Source organism: Bacillus sp. NPDC057893, from assembly GCF_042796455.1.
Lineage (GTDB): Bacteria > Bacillota > Bacilli > Bacillales > Bacillaceae_G > Bacillus_A.
In genome coordinates, this window is the sequence record NZ_JBHVNG010000001.1 from 917,497 (window position 1) to 936,746 (window position 19,250).

Below are 19,250 nucleotides of genomic sequence, written 5' to 3' on the forward strand. Positions count from 1 at the left end.
TTTCTGTTATTTTAATTAAAAGGAGCCGCTTTATGAGAGAACCATTTAAATATGTGGACGGTATACTGTATTTACAAGCGTGGAAAGAACTTGGAAACATTACTGTTGGATTTACGACAAAAGATGGTGGAGTAAGTACAGGCTCCTTTCATGCGATGAATTTAGGATTACATGTGAATGATATCGTGGAGAATGTTCATGAAAACAGACGCATTTTAGCGAATAAGTTACAAAAACCATTAGAAAAATGGATTTGCTCTGAACAAGTTCATGACCATCATGTTGAGAAAGTAGGACTGCAAGAAAAAGGGAAAGGCGTTTATTCATATGAAGACGGTATTCCAAAAACGGATGGCATTTATACGACTAACAAAGATGTTCTCTTAACATCTTGTTACGCTGATTGTGTTCCGCTCTATTTTTATGCACCATCACATGATATGATAGGACTTGCGCATGCTGGGTGGAAAGGGACTGTAACAGAGATTGCGAAAGAAATGATTCAAAAGTGGAATGCAGAAGGTGTTTCAAGTGATGAAATTTATGTCGCAATTGGTCCTGCAATCGGATCGTGTTGTTATGTTGTTGATGATCGTGTATTAACAGCAGCACAGCAAGTAGTAAACGGATCTGTTCCCTATAAAGTAATTTCTAATGGTCAGTATGCAATTAATTTAAAAGAAGTTAATCGTATATTATGTGTACAAGCAGGCATAAAAGAAGAACATATTGTAATGTCATCTCTTTGTACAAGCTGTGAAGAACAATTATTTTTCTCTCATCGTCGTGATCAAGGTAAGACGGGGAGAATGTTGAGTTTCATAGGTTTTAAGGAGGAGTGAAGCAAGTGACAGTGCAAGGGAATTTAGCAGATGTAAACGAAGCAATTAAAGAATCTTGTGCACGAGTTGGACGTTCGATGAAAGATATTAAGCTCGTTGCAGTTACAAAAACTGTAGGAATTGAAAAAACAAGCGAAGTAATTGAAGCAGGAATTATTGATTTAGGTGAAAATAGAAATGAAGGTTTCTTACAAAAATACGAGCATTTCGGTTCAAAAGTGAATTGGCATTTTATTGGCTCATTGCAAACGAGAAAAGTAAAAGAAATCATTAATGAGATTGATTATTTACATTCATTAGATCGTCTTTCGCTTGCAAAAGAAATTCAAAAACGTGCTGATAAGAAAGTTAAATGCTTTATTCAAGTGAAAACATCATCTGAAGAATCAAAGCAAGGATTGGCGATAGAAGAAACAATTTCTTTTATTCAAAGTTTGCAAGAATTGGATAAGATTGAAGTGGTAGGATTAATGACAATGGCTCCGTTTACAGGAGAAGAGGAAGAGATTCGTCGCTGCTTTAAGGAATTGCACATGCTACAAACAGAGGTGCAGGAGCTAGAATTATTACATGCACCATGTAAAGAATTATCAATGGGAATGTCAAATGATTACACGATTGCAATTGAGGAAGGCGCTACATATATTCGTTTGGGAACGGTTTTAGTAGGAAAAGCGTAAGAGGAAGGAGAAAGTTATTATGAGTTGGTCAAAAGTAAAATACTTCTTTTTTGACACACCGGAAGAAAAAGAAGCAGCTCAATATAGTTATGAAAAGGAGCAAACAGACATGAAAAAACAACAAGATCCCCCAGAACAACAAGATGTTCCGTTTGCGAAAGTGCAACCGAAGCAAAATGTAGTGAGTATTGAAACAGCGAAGCAATCTTCAAAAGTTGTTTTACTAGAACCACGCACATATTCGGAAGCGCAAGGCATTTCGGATCACTTAAAAGGTAGACGAGCTGTTGTAATTAATTTGCAAAGAATGTCTACAGATCAAGCTGTACGTATCGTTGACTTTTTAAGTGGTACTGTATACGCTATAGGCGGGGATATTCAAAAAATAGGCCCGAAAACATTTATGTGTACACCTGAAAATGTTGATATCGTTGGTGCGATTTCAGAGTTATTCGGTGAAGAAGAAGAGACAAATATAAAGAGGTGGTAATACGCCATGACAACAGTTGTACAAGTATTGCAGTATGCTATTCAAATTTATTCCTATGCGCTTATCATTTATATTCTTTTGTCTTGGTTCCCAGGTGCAAGAGAATCAAAATTTGGTGATTTTCTTGCACGCATTTGCGAACCTTATTTAGAACCTTTTAGGAAATTTATTCCACCGCTTGGTATGATTGATATTTCTCCACTTGTTGCGATTTTCACATTGAATCTCGCTAGTAGAGGATTGACAAGTTTGTTTTTTTATTTTGTTTAGCGAAAGGCTACATACATGAGCATCTACGAGCATTTTAGACCGGATGAAGAGGTCTTTGTGGATAAAGTATTAGAGTGGAAACAGGCTGCTGAGTACCATCAAGTCAAGTTAACAGATTTTCTTGATCCAAGACAGCAACAAATTGTTTCTATGGTAATAGGGCAAGGAGATGTAGCTGTACGGTTTGATGGTGCGATGCCTGAAGCCGAACGGAAAAGAGCACTAATTTATCCAGATTATCTAGAATTAAATAAAGAGGAATTTCAAGTAGAAGTATTAGAAATTGACTATCCTTCCAAGTTTTTCACGCTAGAACATAGGCAAATATTAGGTGCATTCATGTCACTTGGTTTAACAAGGGAAAAATGTGGTGATATTTTGCTTCAAGAAAATCGTGCCCAAATTGCAGTTGCGAAAGAAGTTGTATCCTATATTGAAATGAACTTACAATCAATAGGGAAAATGAAAGTCACACTCTCTCCTATACAAGTAGAGAAAGTTTTGCGTGTAGGTGAAAAGTGGGGAGAAAAATCTGGAACAGTTTCGTCACTTCGTCTAGATGTTTTATTAGCTGAAATGCTGCATATATCTAGGCAGAAAGTACAGCCTCTGATAAAAGGTGGCTTAGTAAAAGTCAATTGGAAAACAGTAGAGCAAACTTCGTATGAATGTTTTCCGGGGGATGTTTTCTCGGTTAGAGGGTATGGACGAAGTAAATTATTTTCTGTAGAAGGTAGAACGAAGCGCGACAAATGGAGAGTTTTGTATGGTATACTAAAATGATTGGTTTTTTAGAAGGAAATTCTCTTATTTTGTCGAAGAAAAGATATAATTGAAAGAGGAAATTTAGATAACTACTTGGAGGTGGCGTTGTGCCGTTAACACCATTAGATATTCATAACAAAGAATTTGGTCGCGGATTCCGTGGCTACGATGAAGATCAAGTAAATGAATTTCTTGATCAAATCATCAAAGATTATGAATTAGTCATTCGTGAGAAAAAAGCTTTAGAAGAAAAGGTTGCACAATTAGAAGGAAAGTTAGATCATTTTTCTAATATTGAAGATACGCTTAACAAATCTATCATTGTCGCACAAGAAGCTGCTGAAGAAGTGAAACGTAATGCACAAAAAGAAGCAAAATTAATTGTACGTGAAGCAGAAAAAAATGCAGATCGTATTATTAATGAAGCATTAGTGAAATCAAGAAAAGTTGCATTTGATATTGATGAGTTAAAGAAACAAGCGAAAGTATTCCGCACTCGTTTCCGTATGTTGTTAGAAACACAGCTTGAAATGTTAAGCAACGATGATTGGGACAAATTAATTGAGTTAGAAGACGAAGTGGACGAACTGTTGAAAAAAGAAGAAACAGTGTAAGCTTGACGTTTTTCTCATTATTACATATAATTTTAAACAGCATATTTATTAAGAAAAACGAAGATAGGGATAAGTACCTTTTTCATACCTTATATAGCGAACTGAGGATGGTGTAAGCTCAGGATAAGGAGATAATGGGAATATCACCCTGGAGTTCCGCGCTGAACAAATGGAGTAAGCGTAGGCGTATATTCGCGTTAAGAATATAAAGAGGATTTTATACATACGTATAGGATCTACTAGGGTGGTACCGCGGGAGACTTTCTCGTCCCTTTTTGGGGATGAGAGGTCTCTTTTTTATTCCCTTTTTTAAGGTCTGTCGTTTATATATTTAAGGAGGAATTGAGCATGGAGTACAAAAATACATTACTAATGCCAAAAACAGAATTCCCGATGCGTGGGAATTTACCGAAACGTGAGCCTGCAATGCAAGAAAAATGGGCTGAAATGAATATTTATGAAAAGGTACAAGAACATACAAAAGGTCGTCCTTTATTTGTACTACATGATGGACCTCCATATGCAAATGGTGACATCCATATGGGACACGCACTAAATAAAGTGTTAAAAGACTTTATTGTTCGTTTTAAATCAATGACAGGATACTGTGCACCATATGTGCCAGGTTGGGATACGCACGGTTTACCAATTGAACAAGCTTTAACGAATAAAGGTGTAAAGCGTAAAGAAATGACAGTTGCTGAATTCCGTAAGTTATGTGCAGAGTATGCATATGAACAAGTAGAACGTCAACGTGAACAATTTAAGCGTCTAGGTGTACGTGCAGATTGGGATAATCCATACATTACTTTAGAGCCTGCTTATGAAGCACAACAAATTAAAGTGTTTGGTGACATGGCGAAAAAAGGTTATATCTATAAAGGACAGAAACCAGTTTACTGGTCTCCAACGAGTGAATCAGCTTTAGCAGAAGCTGAAATTGAATACCAAGATAAAAAATCAGCATCTATTTACGTAGCATTCCCTGTAAAAGACGGAAAGAACGTATTAGAAGGTGATGAGAAGTTCATTATTTGGACAACAACACCTTGGACGTTACCTGCTAACTTAGGTATTTCTGTTCATCCAGAACTTGAATATGCTATTGTGAACGTAAATGATGAGAAATATATTATTGCTTCTGAACTATTTGAGACAGTTGAAAAAACGTTAGAGTGGGAAAATGCTGAAGTTGTGAAAACAGTAAAAGGTAGCGAACTTGAGTATACAGTTGCAAAACACCCATTCTACGATCGTGATTCTTTAGTTATGCTAGGTGACCACGTTACAACAGATGCTGGTACAGGTTGTGTTCATACAGCGCCTGGACACGGGGAAGATGATTTCCTTGTTGGTAAGAAATATGGTTTAGAAGTTCTTTGTCCAGTTGATGACAAAGGTGTGTTAACAAATGAAGCACCTGGATTTGAAGGCATATTCTACGATAAAGCTAATAAACCAATTACGGAAAAATTAGAAGAAGTAGGTGCGTTACTAAAGTTAACATTTATTACGCATTCATACCCACATGATTGGAGAACGAAAAAACCAATTATTTTCCGTGCAACAGCACAGTGGTTTGCATCTATTGAAGCATTCCGTAAAGAATTATTACAAGCTGTTGAAGAAACGAAATGGGTGCCAGCATGGGGTGAGACTCGTCTTCATAATATGGTTCGTGACCGTGGCGATTGGTGTATTTCTCGTCAACGTGCATGGGGTGTACCAATTCCAGTATTTTATGCGGAAAATGGAGACCAAATTATTACAGATGAAACAATTAGCAATGTAGCAGATTTATTCCGTGAACACGGTTCTAACGTATGGTTCGAGCGTGAAGCGAAAGATCTATTACCAGAAGGATTTACACATCCAGGTAGCCCAAATGGTGAATTCCGTAAAGAAACAGACATTATGGATGTATGGTTTGATTCAGGTTCTTCTCACCAAGCGGTATTAGAAGAGCGTGATGATTTACAACGTCCAGCAGATTTATATTTAGAAGGATCTGACCAATATCGTGGTTGGTTTAACTCTTCATTATCAACAGCAGTTGCTGTAACAGGTAAAGCACCGTATAAAGGTGTTCTAAGCCACGGTTTCGTACTAGATGGTGACGGACGTAAAATGAGTAAGTCGATTGGAAACATCGTCGTACCGAAGAAAATTATGGATCAATTAGGCGGAGATATTTTACGCTTATGGGTTTCTTCTGTTGACTATCAATCTGATGTACGTATTTCAGATGATATTTTAAAACAAGTAGCAGAAGTATATCGTAAAATCCGTAATACATTCCGTTTCTTATTAGGAAACTTAGATGACTTTAATCCAGGTGAAAATAAAGTGGCGGCAGCTGATCTTCGTGAAGTGGACCGTTACATGTTAGTAAAATTAAATGACTTAATTACAAAAGTAAAAGAAGCATATGAAGCATATGACTTTGCGGCAGTATATCACGCAATCCATAACTTCTGTACAATTGATTTAAGCTCATTCTATTTAGACTTTGCGAAAGACATTTTATACATTGAAGGTGCAAATCACCACGATCGCCGCGCAATTCAAACAGTATTATATGATGTTCTTGTTGCATTAACAAAACTTGTAACACCAATCTTACCTCATACAGCTGATGAAGTATGGCCTTATGTTCCTGGTGCAGAAGAAGAAAGCGTACAGTTAACTAATATGCCAGAAGTTGTAGAAGTAGATGGTGCTGAAGCGTTAAAAACAAAATGGGATGCATTTATGACACTGCGTGATGACGTATTAAAAGCTTTAGAAGTCGCTCGTAATGAAAAAGTAATTGGTAAGTCATTAAATGCAAGCATTACACTATATCCGACTGCAGAAATGAAAGCTATGTTAGAGTCTATTAGTGAAGACTTAAAGCAACTATTTATCGTTTCTGAGTATAAACTTGGTGGTATGATAGAAGAAGCGCCAGCAGATGCGCCTAAGTATGAGCATACAGCGGTTGTTGTAGCTCAGGCAACGGGTGACACATGTGAACGTTGTTGGGTTGTTTCAGAAACAATCGGTAAAGATGCGGAACATGAAACATTATGTGAGCGTTGTGCAACGGTTGTTAAAGAAAACTATGTAAAATAATGAAAAAACTGACTGCTCATAATAGCAGTCAGTTTTTTGTTGATGATATATCGAAATAACTTTCACTCTCTTTCCTATGAAGGAAAAATGTGTGTGAGGTAAGCGTGGAAATTTCGGATACACTAATTGTACATTGCAGCTGGGAGGAATGTACACGTGAATGAAATTTATATGGAAATAAAAGAAGAATTGCAATTGATGAGAAAAGAGTTGCAAGATAGACTGGCGAAAGAAGTAATGCACACATACTATATGGAATTTGGGCAAGAACTTGGATACGAAATAAAGGAAGAGACAAAGAAAAAATTGCTATTACATGATATAAAAGAGGATTTAAAAGATGTAGAACGTGCATTGTTTAAAATGGAAATAGATATGTACGGTATTTGTGAAGAAACTGGAAGAGCGATTCCTACCAAACAAATGAAAACAATGCCGACTGCCCGTACTATTCATGAATTTTTCTATGAAAAGGTAAATGTATGAATACGCACAACGATATTATGTTACCTTTTTTAAATTTATTTTATTCTTCTATAAAGGTTCATTGTGAAAAGGTAGCAGCTATGCTAAAATTTTGAGGTACACTGTCTTTGTGGGGGAAATGAAAATGATATATTATGTAATAGCGTTATTTGTCATTGCCATCGATCAAATATCGAAGTGGCTAATTGTAAAGAACATGGAATTGGGTACGAGCATTCCGATTATCGATAATGTATTATACATAACATCACATCGAAATAGAGGAGCTGCCTGGGGTATTTTAGAAAATAAAATGTGGTTTTTCTACATTATTACAGTCATTTTCGTAGCATTTATCGTATTTTATATGAAAAAATATGCGAAAACGGACAAGCTTCTAGGTATTTCATTAGGTCTAATTTTAGGCGGAGCAATTGGCAATTTTATTGATCGTGTATTTAGACAAGAAGTAGTGGATTTCATTCACGTGTATATTTTCTCGTACAACTATCCAGTATTCAATATAGCTGACTCAGCATTATGTATTGGAGTTGTATTAATTATTATTCAAACAGTATTAGAAGGAAAGAAAACGAAGGAGTAATTGAATGAGTGAAGTAGTACAAGTAACAGTTGCAGAAGAACAAAAAAGCGAGCGAATTGATAAATTCGTTGCAGAAATAAACAGTGAATGGTCACGTTCACAAGTGCAGCAATGGATTAAAGATGCTGTTGTGACAGTAAATGGGAAATCAGTTAAAGGGAATTATAAAGTAAAAGGAAATGATGAAATTACAGTAACAATTCCCGAGCCAGAAGAGTTAGATATTCAACCGGAAGATATGAATTTAGAAGTTTATTATGAAGATGCCGATGTACTAGTTGTAAATAAACCGCGTGGCATGGTAGTACATCCAGCACCAGGGCATACGAAGGGTACGCTTGTAAACGGACTTATGCATCATTGTACAGACCTATCAGGTATTAACGGTGTAATGCGTCCTGGTATAGTACACCGTATTGATAAGGATACATCTGGATTATTAATGGTTGCTAAAAATGATGTGGCGCACGAATCACTTGTAAATCAACTTGTAGCAAAAACGGTAACAAGACGCTACAAAGCGATTGTACATGGTGTAATTCCACATGATAAAGGAACAATTGATGCTCCAATTGGTCGTGATAAAAAAGAACGTCAAAGTATGACCGTTGATGAAAATGGTAAGAATGCTGTTACACATTTCCAAGTGTTAGAGCGATTTAAGGATTTCACACTTGTAGAATGTCGCTTAGAAACGGGACGTACACACCAAATTCGTGTTCATATGAAATATATTGGTTATCCACTTGCAGGGGATCCAAAGTATGGTCCGAAGAAAACATTAGATATGAATGGACAAGCACTTCATGCAGGGATTTTAGGTTTCGATCACCCTCGTACTGGTGAATATATTGAGTTTGAGGCACCGATTCCAGAAGTGTTTGAAGAAGCACTAAATATTTTACGGAAATAGTATTGACAAATCATAAGAAAACTGAGATACTGACAACAGTTAAATAATGATCCTTTAACACAGCCCCGTGAGGTTGAGAAGGTAACGGTTTGAAATACTTAGGGTATGCTGTACCCTTTTTTCAAAAGTCCTCTCGCACACGCTGAGAGGACTTTTTTTATACCATTACTCTCACGCAAGAAAAAAAAGCTTGGAGGTGTAGAGCATGCAAGAGAAAGCTGTCGTTTTAGATGACCAAATGATTCGCCGCGCTTTAACACGAATTAGTCATGAAATCGTGGAACGAAATAAAGGTGTCGATAATTGTGTTCTTGTCGGAATAAAAACACGTGGAATTTTTATTGCACAACGTTTGGCAGAACGAATTGGTCAAATTGAAGGAAAAGCGATGGAAGTAGGAGAGTTAGATATTACGTTATATCGTGATGATTTAACACTACAATCGAAACATAAAGAACCACTTGTAAAAGGTTCTGATATTCCTGTAGATATTACGAAGAAAAAAGTTATCCTTGTGGATGATGTGTTATATACAGGAAGAACAGTTCGAGCAGCAATGGATGCTCTTATGGATTTAGGTAGACCATCACAAATCCAATTGGCTGTTCTTGTTGATAGAGGTCATCGTGAATTACCAATTCGCGCTGATTATGTAGGAAAGAACATTCCAACATCTAGTGAAGAGCGTATCGAAGTTGATTTGCAAGAGACAGATCAACAAGATCGAGTAAGCATATACGATAAGTAAAGCCCTTTTAAATGTAGTCCTGTGAGGCTGCCAAAGGGTCTTGGCTTTCATATGTCAAATTTGGCATACGAAAGTGTAGGACTCTTTGTGCACAGGCACAAAGAGTTTTTTTATTGCAAAAATTAAAACTGAAGGAGGATGTAACAATGGAGCAAAAGCCAGTGTTAGACATTCATGAAGTACCGAAACCGGGAAAATGGTTATTATTAAGTATACAACATTTGTTCGCGATGTTTGGATCAACAGTGCTTGTTCCGTTTTTAACAGGACTGAATCCATCAGTAGCTTTAATATCAAGTGGATTAGGAACGCTAGCGTTTCTTCTAATAACGAAAGGTCAAGTACCGGCGTATTTAGGATCATCATTCGCCTTTATTGCACCAATTATTACAGCGAAAACAGCAGGTGGACCTGGAGCAGCGATGCTTGGAGGAATGTTTGCGGGACTTGTGTACATCTTAATCTCACTCGGAATTAAGAAATCTGGGTCAGAATGGATTATGAAATTACTTCCGCCAATCGTAGTTGGACCAGTCGTAATGGTAATCGGTTTAGCTTTAGCACATACAGCGGTGAACATGGCGATGAACGGTGCGGATGGTAAGTATAGCATTACACACTTTTCAGTAGCATTAGTAACATTAGCAATTACAATCATTTGCTCCATATTCGGAAGAGGGTTTTTCAGTATCATACCAGTTCTACTTGGAATCATCGGCGGGTATATATTCGCTTACTTCCAAGGGCTAGTAGATTTAAAGCCAGTAGCTGAGGCAAAATGGTTTGTCATACCAGACTTTACAGTACCGTTTGTAACATATACTCCGGAGTTTTCATGGAAAATTGTACTCTTAATGGTACCAGTTGCACTAGTAACAATTTCAGAACATATCGGACATCAAATTGTACTTGGAAATGTTATTAAAAGAGATTTAATTGAAAAACCAGGTTTACATCGTTCAATCTTCGGCGATGGGGTAGCAACATTGATCGCATCACTAATAGGTGGACCACCGAATACAACGTACGGTGAAAACATCGGTGTGCTAGCAATTACGAGAGCATACAGTGTATACTTATTCATCGGTTCAGCAGTGTTCGCAATCATGTTTGGATTTATCGGGAAGATTTCAGCACTGATCCACTCGATTCCAACACCAGTTATGGGCGGTGTATCAATCTTACTATTCGGTGTAATCGCATCAAGCGGTTTACGCATGATGGTAGACGATAAAACAGACTTAAGCGACAAACGAAACTTAATGATTGCATCAGTTATACTAGTAATCGGTATTGGCGGGGCGGTACTGCACGTAGGTGAATCGTTCCAAGTAGAAGGAATGGCACTAGCAGCAATTGTAGGTGTACTGTTAAATCTACTACTACCAGAAACGAAACAAATAAAACAATCTAAGCAGATTGCTTCATAAAAACAACCTTTTAATTCAGTCCTGTGAGACAGAAAAGGGTGGCTACTTTAACGCACCCTAGTCTCAAAAGGCTAGGGTATTTTTATACGGTTGTTGTTATATAAATTCAGTGGTGTTATCATAAAAAACAGAAAGATGAGGGATGACGATGAGCCATTTGTTAACGATGAGTGAATTATCGGATCAAGAAATTTCAGAAATCCTAAAAGACGCAGAAGATTTCGCGAATGGAAAAGAGAGAAAAACAACAAAGCAAACTTTTGTTGCGAACTTGTTCTTTGAGAATAGTACGAGAACGAGATTTAGCTTCGAAGTTGCTGAGAAGAGATTAGGACTTGACGTGTTAAACTTTTCGGCAGATTCATCTAGCGTACAAAAAGGAGAAACTTTATACGACACGATAAGAACACTAGAATCAATCGGAACAAAAGCGGTAGTCATCCGCCATGAGCAAGATCGTTACTTCGATGAATTAAAGGATCAGGTGAATATCCCAATCTTGAACGCTGGAGATGGATGTGGAAATCATCCAACGCAATGTCTACTCGATCTTCTAACAATTAAACAAGAGTTTGGAAGATTTGAAGGTTTGAAGGTTGCAATAGTTGGGGATGTTCGTCATAGCCGAGTAGCACGTTCTAATGCAGAAGCATTAACGAAACTGGGCGCAACAGTTTACTTTGCAAGCCCGGAAGACTGGAAAGATGAAGAGAACACATTTGGAACGTACAAGAGTTTAGATGAACTTGTTCCAGAAGTGGATGTGATGATGTTACTTCGTGTACAACATGAGCGTCATGACCATTATGAAACAGACATTATGAAAGAGTATCACGAGCAACATGGGTTAACAGTTGAAAGAGAAAAACGTATGAAAGAAGGAAGCATTATTATGCATCCAGCTCCTTTCAACCGTGATGTGGAAATTGCAAGTGAACTTGTTGAGTGTGAGCGTTCACGCATATTTAAACAAATGGAAAATGGAGTTTACGTAAGAATGGCTGTACTAAAACGCGCCTTACCAAATGTATTAGGAGGAATGAAACATGAATTATTTGTTTAAAAATGGTCGTTATATGAATGAAGAAGGAAAAATCGTGGCAACAGATCTTCTCGTACAAGACGGTAAAATTGCGAAGGTAGCAGAAAATATTACGGCAGATAATGCTGAAGTAATCGATGTAAATGGAAAGTTAATCGCACCTGGATTAGTAGATGTACACGTTCATCTTCGTGAACCAGGTGGTGAACATAAAGAAACAATTGAAACAGGAACACTTGCAGCAGCAAAAGGTGGATTTACTACAATTTGCGCAATGCCAAACACACGCCCAGTACCAGATTGTAAAGAACATATGGAAGACCTGCAAAAGCGTATTAAAGAAAAAGCACATGTAAATGTATTACCATATGGAGCAATTACAGTACGTCAAGCAGGTTCTGAAATGACTGATTTTGAAACGTTAAAAGAACTTGGGGCATTCGCTTTCACTGATGATGGAGTAGGCGTGCAAGATGCAAGCATGATGTTAGCTGCAATGAAGCGTGCATCGAAATTAAATATGGCAGTTGTTGCACACTGTGAAGAGAACACACTTATTAATAAAGGATGTGTACATGAAGGGAAGTTTTCTGAGAAACACGGATTAAACGGTATCCCATCAGTATGTGAATCCGTACATATTGCCCGGGACATCTTACTTGCGGAAGCTGCAAATTGTCACTACCACGTATGTCACGTAAGTACAAAAGGATCTGTACGTGTAATCCGTGACGCGAAACGTGCTGGAATTAAGGTGACAGCAGAAGTAACACCGCATCACTTAGTATTATGTGAAGATGATATCCCATCGGCTGATCCTAACTTTAAAATGAATCCACCGCTTCGAGGAAAAGAAGATCATGCAGCGTTAATTGAAGGACTATTAGATGGAACAATTGATATGATCGCAACTGACCATGCACCGCATACTGCAGAAGAGAAAGCGCAAGGGATTGAAAGAGCACCGTTCGGAATTACTGGTTTTGAAACAGCATTCCCGCTTTTATATACGAACCTTGTGAAAAAAGGAATCATTACATTAGAGCAACTAATTCAATTCTTAACAGAAAAACCGGCGGACACATTCGGTTTAGAAGCAGGGCGCCTAACAGAAGGTAGAACAGCTGATATTACAATTATCGATTTAGAACAAGAAGAAAAAATTGATCCAACAACATTCTTATCAAAAGGAAAAAATACACCATTCGCAGGTTGGAAATGCCAAGGTTGGCCGGTTATGACAATCGTTGGTGGTAAGATCGCATGGCAAAAGGAGAGTGCATTAGTATGAAAAGACAACTTATCTTAGAAGATGGAACAGTATTAATTGGAAAAGGTTTCGGAGGAGAAATCGAAAAGTCAGGTGAGGTTGTATTTACAACTGGGATGACTGGATATCAAGAAACTTTATCTGATCCATCATACTGCGGTCAAATCGTAACATTTACGTATCCATTAATCGGAAACTACGGCATTAACCGTGATGATTTTGAATCAATTCACCCATCTGTAAATGGTTTAATCGTAAACGAAATTTGTGATCACCCATCAAACTTTCGTAATGAAATTTCGTTAAATGATTACTTGAAAGAAAGAAATATCCCAGGATTAGCAGGAATTGATACGAGAAAATTAACAAGAAAAATTCGTGAATATGGAACTTTACGCGGACGTCTTTGTAATATGGATGTGGATGTAGAGGACATCGTTAGCCAATTGAAAGCAACTGTCTTTACAGATCATGTGAAACGCGTATCAACAAAAGATCCATACCCAAGTCCAGGCCGTGGTCATCGCGTTGTACTTGTAGACTTCGGAATGAAACATGGTATTTTACGAGAATTAAATAAGCGTGACTGTGATGTAATTGTTGTACCTTACAATACAACAGCAGAAGAAATTTTACGCCTTAGCCCAGATGGAATTATGTTAAGTAATGGACCTGGGGACCCAAAAGATGTACCAGAAGCAATTGAAATGTTAAAAGACATTATTGGTAAAGTTCCTTTATTCGGGATTTGCCTAGGACATCAATTGTTCGCGCTAGCATCTGGTGCAAATACAAGTAAGTTAAAATTCGGTCACCGTGGTTTAAATCATCCAGTAAAAAATATTGCAACTGGAAAAGTAGCAATCACTTCTCAAAACCATGGTTACGCAGTAGAAGAAGAGTCAGTTGAAAATATAGATCTTGAAATTACGCATGTTGCTTTAAACGACGGAACAGTAGAAGGCCTTCGTCATACGAAGTTCCCAGCATTTACAGTACAATACCATCCAGAAGCTTCTGCAGGACCAGAAGATGCAAATGATTTATTCGAAGATTTCTTAGCAATGATTGAAAACTTCAAGAAAGAAGGGGAAGAGTTATGCCAAAACGCCTAGACATTAACACAATTTTAGTAATCGGATCAGGACCAATTGTAATTGGGCAAGCAGCAGAGTTTGATTATTCTGGAACACAAGCTTGTCAATCTCTTAGAGAAGAAGGTTACAAAGTAATCCTTGTTAACTCTAACCCAGCAACAATTATGACAGATACTGCAACAGCAGATAAAGTATATATAGAACCATTAACATTAGAATTCGTAAGCCGTATCATTCGTAAAGAACGTCCAGATGCACTCCTACCAACATTAGGTGGTCAAACAGGCCTAAACATGGCGGTTGAACTTGCGAAATCAGGCATACTTGAAGAGTGCGGAGTTGAAATTTTAGGAACAAAATTATCAGCAATCGAGCAAGCCGAGGATCGTGATTTATTCCGTACATTAATGCAGGAATTAAATGAACCAATTCCATCTAGCACGATTATTCATACGCTGGAAGAAGCACATGAATTTGTAAAAGAAATTGGTTATCCAGTTATTGTTCGCCCAGCATTTACAATGGGGGGAACAGGTGGCGGAATCTGTAATAATGAAGAAGAACTAATTGAAATCGTATCAGGTGGATTAAAACATAGTCCAGTAACACAATGTCTATTAGAAAAGAGTATTGCTGGTTGTAAGGAAATTGAATATGAAGTAATGCGCGATTCGAATGATAACGCGATTGTAGTATGTAACATGGAAAATATCGATCCGGTTGGGGTTCACACAGGTGATTCTATCGTTGTAGCACCGAGCCAAACATTAAGTGACCGTGAGTATCAAATGTTACGAAACACTTCATTAAGAATTATTCGTGCATTAGGAATTGAAGGTGGATGTAACGTTCAGCTTGCACTTGATCCACATAGCTTCCAATACTATGTAATCGAAGTAAACCCGCGTGTGAGTCGTTCGTCTGCACTAGCGTCTAAAGCAACTGGATATCCAATTGCGAAGCTAGCGGCGAAAATTGCAGTCGGTTTAACATTAGATGAAATTGTAAACCCAGTAACACAAAAAACATACGCTTGCTTCGAGCCAGCATTAGACTATGTTGTTTCAAAAATTCCACGTTGGCCATTTGATAAGTTTGAATCAGCAAACAGAACACTTGGTACACAAATGAAGGCAACTGGTGAAGTTATGTCAATCGGACGTAACTTAGAACAATCATTATTAAAAGCGATCCGTTCTTTAGAGCTTGGCGTTTATCACCTAGAGTTAGACCACTTAAAAGAGCTTGATAAAGAAACGATGAAAAAGCGTATTATAAAAGCTGATGACGAGCGTCTGTTCGTTGTAGCAGAAGCGATCCGTCAAGGTGTAACGAAAGAAGAAATCAACGAATGGTGTGAAATGGACTTCTTCTTCTTACAAAAAGTTGAAAATATCGTAAATATGGAACGCGAAGTAAAAGCGAATGTAGGAAATATGGAAGTGTTACAATCTGCGAAAGAAATGGGATTCAGTGACCATTACATCGCCAATGCTTGGAACAAAACAGAGCGTGAAATTTACGATATGCGTAAAGAAAGCAATATGACTCCTGTTTATAAGATGGTAGATACTTGTGCGGCAGAGTTTGAATCTGCAACACCATACTACTACAGCACATATGGTGACGAGAATGAATCGATTGTAACAGATCGTAAGAGTGTAGTTGTACTAGGATCTGGTCCAATCCGTATTGGTCAAGGTGTTGAGTTTGATTATGCAACAGTTCACTCTGTATGGGCAATAAAAGAAGCTGGATATGAGGCAATCATTGTTAATAACAACCCAGAAACAGTTTCAACAGACTTCAGTATTTCTGACAAATTATACTTTGAACCATTAACAATCGAAGATGTAATGCACATTATCGATTTAGAAAAGCCAGAAGGTGTTATCGTCCAATTCGGAGGACAAACGGCAATTAACTTAGCAGCTAAATTAGAAGCACACGGTGTGAAAATATTAGGAACATCACTTGAAGATTTAGACCGTGCAGAAGATCGTGATAAGTTTGAAGCAGCTTTAACAAAGCTTGGTATCCCGCAACCAGTTGGTAAAACAGCAACGACTGTAGAGCAAGCAGTAGCGATCGCTGACAAAATTGGTTACCCAGTATTAGTAAGACCATCTTACGTACTAGGTGGACGTGCGATGGAAATCGTATATCGTCAAGAAGAATTACTGCACTACATGAAAAATGCGGTTAAAGTTCACGCAGATCACCCAGTATTAATCGACCGTTATATGGTTGGTAAAGAAATTGAAGTAGATGCAATTTCAGACGGTGAGAATGTATTCATTCCAGGTATTATGGAACATATCGAACGCGCTGGAGTTCACTCTGGGGATTCAATTGGAGTATATCCACCACAGAGCTTATCTGAAAAACTAAAAGAACAAATTATTGAACATACAATTGCGCTTGGAAAAGGTTTAAACATTGTTGGATTACTAAACATTCAGTTTGTAGTATTCAAAGATGAAGTGTATGTAATTGAAGTAAATCCACGTGCGAGCCGTACAGTACCATTCTTAAGTAAAATTACAGGCGTACCGATGGCAAATATCGCAACGAAAGTTATTTTAGGTCAAAACCTTGTAGAACAAGGATATGGAACTGGCTATCACCCAGAAGAGAAGGAAGTGTATGTAAAAGCACCGGTATTCTCATTTGCGAAACTACGCTCAGTTGATACAACATTAGGGCCTGAAATGAAATCAACAGGGGAAGTAATGGGTAAAGATTTAACGCTTGAAAAAGCATTATATAAAGGACTTGTTGCTTCAGGAATTAACATTCCAACGCACGGATCAGTAATCATCACTGTAGCGGATAAAGATAAAGAAGAAGCGCTGGAAATTGCAAAACGCTTCCATGAAATCGGCTATAACTTATTAGCAACAGCAGGAACAGCACAATCGCTAACAGAACAAAACATTCCGGTGCAAGTTGTAAACAAAATTGATTCTGAAGACTACAACTTACTTGATATTATCCGTCAAGGGAAAGCGCAGTTTGTAATCAATACATTAACAAAAGGAAAACAACCAGCGCGTGATGGTTTCCGCATTCGCCGTGAATCAGTAGAAAATGGTGTGGCTTGCTTAACATCACTTGATACAACGAGAGCAATCTTGAGAGTATTAGAATCTATGACATTCTCAGCTCATTCAATGAAAGAAATTACGCAAACGAAGCGTCACGAGGTGGTACATGCATGATGCAAAAGCAAAATATGATCGTCGTTAACCAAAAAGAAATCGCAAAAAACATTTACGAATTAGTGCTTCAAGGGGATTTAGTGCAGCAAATGAACGATCCAGGGCAGTTTGTACACATTAAGGTAGCAGAGGGCATTACGCCCCTTCTGCGCCGCCCAATTAGTATTTGTAATGTCGATCAAGACAAGAACGAATTTACAATGCTATATCGTGCGGAAGGACAAGGGACAAAAACATTAGCGAAAAGAAAACAAGGTGAACTTGTAGATGTGTTAGGACCACTTGGGCATGGATTTCCTGTAGAAGAAGCGGAATCTGGACAAACGGCTCTATTAGTTGGTGGCGGAATTGGTGTACCACCACTATATGAATTGTCACAGCGTCTTGTAGCAAAAGGAGTACGCGTTATTCACATCTTAGGTTTCCAAACGAAAGATGTTGTCTTCTATGAAGAGAAATTCGCAGAACTTGGTGATACGTATGTTGCAACAGTTGATGGTACACATGGTACAAAAGGGTTTGTAACAGATGTAATTGATAGCTATGGAATTGACTTTGACATTCTCTACTCATGTGGACCTTTAGCGATGCTTCGTGCATTAGAAGGACGCTATAAGGAGAGAAAAGCCTACATTTCATTAGAAGAACGTATGGGCTGTGGCATCGGAGCATGTTTCGCGTGTGTATGCCATTTACAAGCAGATCCGAGTGGACATTCTTACAAGAAGGTGTGTAGCGACGGACCAGTATTTCCAATCGGGGAGGTTGTACTATGAACAGATTGCAAGTTGAATTACCAGGGTTATCATTAAAAAATCCAATCATCCCAGCATCTGGTTGCTTCGGATTTGGTCGTGAGTATGCACAGTTCTATGATTTAAGTGTACTTGGATCAATTATGATTAAAGCGACAACAGAACAACCTCGTTATGGAAACCCAACGCCTCGTGTTGCTGAAACACCAGGCGGAATGCTAAATGCAATCGGGCTTCAAAACCCTGGATTAGAAAAGGTAATGAATTCTGAATTACCTTTTCTCGAGCAATTTGATCTTCCGATTATTGCAAACGTTGCGGGTTCACAAGCTGAGGATTACGTAGCGGTTGCGAAGGCAATTTCAAAGGCACCTAATGTTCATGCGCTAGAATTAAATATTTCTTGTCCAAACGTAAAAACGGGTGGTATCGCTTTTGGTACAAATCCTGAAATTGCTGCTGATTTAACGAAGCGAGTAAAAGAGGTTTCTGAAGTACCGGTATATGTGAAATTGTCACCGAACGTGGCAAACATTGTGGAAATTGCAAAAGCAATTGAAAATGCGGGTGCGGACGGTTTAACGATGATTAATACATTGCTTGGTATGCGTCTAGATTTAAAAACTGCAAAACCAATTTTAGCAAACCGTACGGGCGGACTATCAGGGCCTGCGATTAAGCCAGTAGCAATTCGTATGGTACATGAAGTAAGTCAAGCGGTTAACATTCCGATTATCGGAATGGGTGGTATTGAAACAGCGGAAGATGTAATTGAATTCTTCTATGCTGGCGCAAGCGCGGTTGCAGTTGGAACGGCGAACTTTATTGATCCGTTCGTATGTCCGACAATTATTGAAGAATTACCAGCATTACTAGATGAATTAGGATTTGATCACATTTCGGAATGTAAAGGAAGGAGCTGGAAGTAAG

Annotated in this window: 18 protein-coding genes and 1 other annotated feature; all 18 genes read left to right on the top strand. The window is 38.1% G+C overall.

The genetic code is table 11. The annotated features are described in order from the left end of the window. The first annotated feature begins 32 nt into the window (after positions 1–32). Entirely contained in the window at positions 33–842 is an 810-nt protein-coding gene (gene pgeF / locus ACFVQC_RS05095; protein WP_377894792.1) for a peptidoglycan editing factor PgeF, read from the top strand. Positions 843–847: 5 nt separating this feature from the next. Beyond that, positions 848–1,522, top strand: coding sequence for a YggS family pyridoxal phosphate-dependent enzyme (locus tag ACFVQC_RS05100; protein ID WP_002146040.1), 675 nt, complete (start codon positions 848–850; stop codon positions 1,520–1,522). A 19-nt stretch (positions 1,523–1,541) separates the two neighbouring features. Further along, entirely contained in the window at positions 1,542–2,012 is a 471-nt protein-coding gene (locus ACFVQC_RS05105; RefSeq protein WP_002014721.1) for a cell division protein SepF, read from the top strand. A gap of 6 nt (positions 2,013–2,018) precedes the next feature. After that, complete coding sequence (locus tag ACFVQC_RS05110) at positions 2,019–2,282, top strand: YggT family protein (protein WP_377894794.1); 264 nt, start codon at positions 2,019–2,021, stop codon at positions 2,280–2,282. A gap of 15 nt (positions 2,283–2,297) precedes the next feature. Beyond that, positions 2,298–3,065: a YlmH family RNA-binding protein gene (locus tag ACFVQC_RS05115; RefSeq protein ID WP_377894796.1), complete on the top strand. Its 768-nt coding sequence runs from the start codon at positions 2,298–2,300 to the stop codon at positions 3,063–3,065. An 89-nt stretch (positions 3,066–3,154) separates the two neighbouring features. Next, positions 3,155–3,661, top strand: coding sequence for a septum site-determining protein DivIVA (gene divIVA, locus ACFVQC_RS05120; protein ID WP_002146043.1), 507 nt, complete (start codon positions 3,155–3,157; stop codon positions 3,659–3,661). A 51-nt stretch (positions 3,662–3,712) separates the two neighbouring features. Continuing rightward, positions 3,713–3,937 (top strand) — a binding site (T-box leader). Between the two features lie 72 nt (positions 3,938–4,009). After that, entirely contained in the window at positions 4,010–6,775 is a 2,766-nt protein-coding gene (ileS2, locus tag ACFVQC_RS05125; RefSeq protein WP_377897555.1) for an isoleucine--tRNA ligase, read from the top strand. 156 nt (positions 6,776–6,931) lie between these two features. After that, positions 6,932–7,261: a TraR/DksA C4-type zinc finger protein gene (locus ACFVQC_RS05130; protein ID WP_002111422.1), complete on the top strand. Its 330-nt coding sequence runs from the start codon at positions 6,932–6,934 to the stop codon at positions 7,259–7,261. Positions 7,262–7,385: 124 nt separating this feature from the next. Then, on the top strand, positions 7,386–7,844 hold the full coding sequence (gene lspA / locus ACFVQC_RS05135; protein ID WP_002088246.1) for a lipoprotein signal peptidase LspA: 459 nt from the start codon (positions 7,386–7,388) through the stop codon (positions 7,842–7,844). Between the two features lie 4 nt (positions 7,845–7,848). Next, complete coding sequence (locus tag ACFVQC_RS05140; RefSeq protein WP_002111420.1) at positions 7,849–8,757, top strand: RluA family pseudouridine synthase; 909 nt, start codon at positions 7,849–7,851, stop codon at positions 8,755–8,757. A 205-nt stretch (positions 8,758–8,962) separates the two neighbouring features. Then, positions 8,963–9,505, top strand: a complete 543-nt coding sequence (gene pyrR / locus ACFVQC_RS05145; protein ID WP_377894805.1) for a bifunctional pyrimidine operon transcriptional regulator/uracil phosphoribosyltransferase — start codon at positions 8,963–8,965, stop codon at positions 9,503–9,505. A 146-nt stretch (positions 9,506–9,651) separates the two neighbouring features. Next, positions 9,652–10,935, top strand: coding sequence for a uracil permease (gene uraA, locus ACFVQC_RS05150; protein ID WP_377897556.1), 1,284 nt, complete (start codon positions 9,652–9,654; stop codon positions 10,933–10,935). Between the two features lie 148 nt (positions 10,936–11,083). Then, positions 11,084–11,998 (top strand): aspartate carbamoyltransferase, encoded by a 915-nt coding sequence (pyrB, locus tag ACFVQC_RS05155; RefSeq protein WP_377894811.1) that lies wholly within the window; start codon positions 11,084–11,086, stop codon positions 11,996–11,998. Continuing rightward, positions 11,982–13,268 carry a dihydroorotase gene (gene pyrC / locus ACFVQC_RS05160; protein ID WP_377897558.1) on the top strand — a complete coding sequence of 429 codons (1,287 nt, stop codon included), beginning with the start codon at positions 11,982–11,984 and terminating at the stop codon, positions 13,266–13,268. Before pyrB ends, pyrC begins: the two co-directional genes overlap by 17 nt. Beyond that, positions 13,265–14,362: a carbamoyl phosphate synthase small subunit gene (locus tag ACFVQC_RS05165; protein ID WP_377894816.1), complete on the top strand. Its 1,098-nt coding sequence runs from the start codon at positions 13,265–13,267 to the stop codon at positions 14,360–14,362. The genes pyrC and ACFVQC_RS05165 overlap by 4 nt, the downstream gene beginning before the upstream one ends. Continuing rightward, positions 14,347–17,565 carry a carbamoyl-phosphate synthase large subunit gene (gene carB, locus ACFVQC_RS05170; protein WP_002146052.1) on the top strand — a complete coding sequence of 1,073 codons (3,219 nt, stop codon included), beginning with the start codon at positions 14,347–14,349 and terminating at the stop codon, positions 17,563–17,565. The genes ACFVQC_RS05165 and carB overlap by 16 nt, the downstream gene beginning before the upstream one ends. Further along, on the top strand, positions 17,562–18,341 hold the full coding sequence (pyrK, locus tag ACFVQC_RS05175) for a dihydroorotate oxidase B electron transfer subunit (protein WP_002088239.1): 780 nt from the start codon (positions 17,562–17,564) through the stop codon (positions 18,339–18,341). The genes carB and pyrK overlap by 4 nt, the downstream gene beginning before the upstream one ends. Then, positions 18,338–19,249, top strand: a complete 912-nt coding sequence (pyrD, locus tag ACFVQC_RS05180; protein ID WP_377897559.1) for a dihydroorotate oxidase B catalytic subunit — start codon at positions 18,338–18,340, stop codon at positions 19,247–19,249. Before pyrK ends, pyrD begins: the two co-directional genes overlap by 4 nt. Position 19,250 lies beyond the last annotated feature (1 nt).

Bases quoted from the DNA above. Each gene is read 5' to 3' on its own strand.
- pgeF (WP_377894792.1), top strand. From the start codon at position 33: ATGAGAGAACCATTTAAATATGTGGACGGTATACTGTATTTACAAGCG.
- ACFVQC_RS05105 (WP_002014721.1), top strand. From the start codon at position 1,542: ATGAGTTGGTCAAAAGTAAAATACTTCTTTTTTGACACACCGGAAGAA.
- ACFVQC_RS05110 (WP_377894794.1), top strand. From the start codon at position 2,019: ATGACAACAGTTGTACAAGTATTGCAGTATGCTATTCAAATTTATTCC.
- ACFVQC_RS05115 (WP_377894796.1), top strand. From the start codon at position 2,298: ATGAGCATCTACGAGCATTTTAGACCGGATGAAGAGGTCTTTGTGGAT.
- ileS2 (WP_377897555.1), top strand. From the start codon at position 4,010: ATGGAGTACAAAAATACATTACTAATGCCAAAAACAGAATTCCCGATG.
- lspA (WP_002088246.1), top strand. From the start codon at position 7,386: ATGATATATTATGTAATAGCGTTATTTGTCATTGCCATCGATCAAATA.
- ACFVQC_RS05140 (WP_002111420.1), top strand. From the start codon at position 7,849: ATGAGTGAAGTAGTACAAGTAACAGTTGCAGAAGAACAAAAAAGCGAG.
- pyrR (WP_377894805.1), top strand. From the start codon at position 8,963: ATGCAAGAGAAAGCTGTCGTTTTAGATGACCAAATGATTCGCCGCGCT.
- uraA (WP_377897556.1), top strand. From the start codon at position 9,652: ATGGAGCAAAAGCCAGTGTTAGACATTCATGAAGTACCGAAACCGGGA.
- pyrB (WP_377894811.1), top strand. From the start codon at position 11,084: ATGAGCCATTTGTTAACGATGAGTGAATTATCGGATCAAGAAATTTCA.
- pyrC (WP_377897558.1), top strand. From the start codon at position 11,982: ATGAATTATTTGTTTAAAAATGGTCGTTATATGAATGAAGAAGGAAAA.
- ACFVQC_RS05165 (WP_377894816.1), top strand. From the start codon at position 13,265: ATGAAAAGACAACTTATCTTAGAAGATGGAACAGTATTAATTGGAAAA.
- carB (WP_002146052.1), top strand. From the start codon at position 14,347: ATGCCAAAACGCCTAGACATTAACACAATTTTAGTAATCGGATCAGGA.
- pyrK (WP_002088239.1), top strand. From the start codon at position 17,562: ATGATGCAAAAGCAAAATATGATCGTCGTTAACCAAAAAGAAATCGCA.
- pyrD (WP_377897559.1), top strand. From the start codon at position 18,338: ATGAACAGATTGCAAGTTGAATTACCAGGGTTATCATTAAAAAATCCA.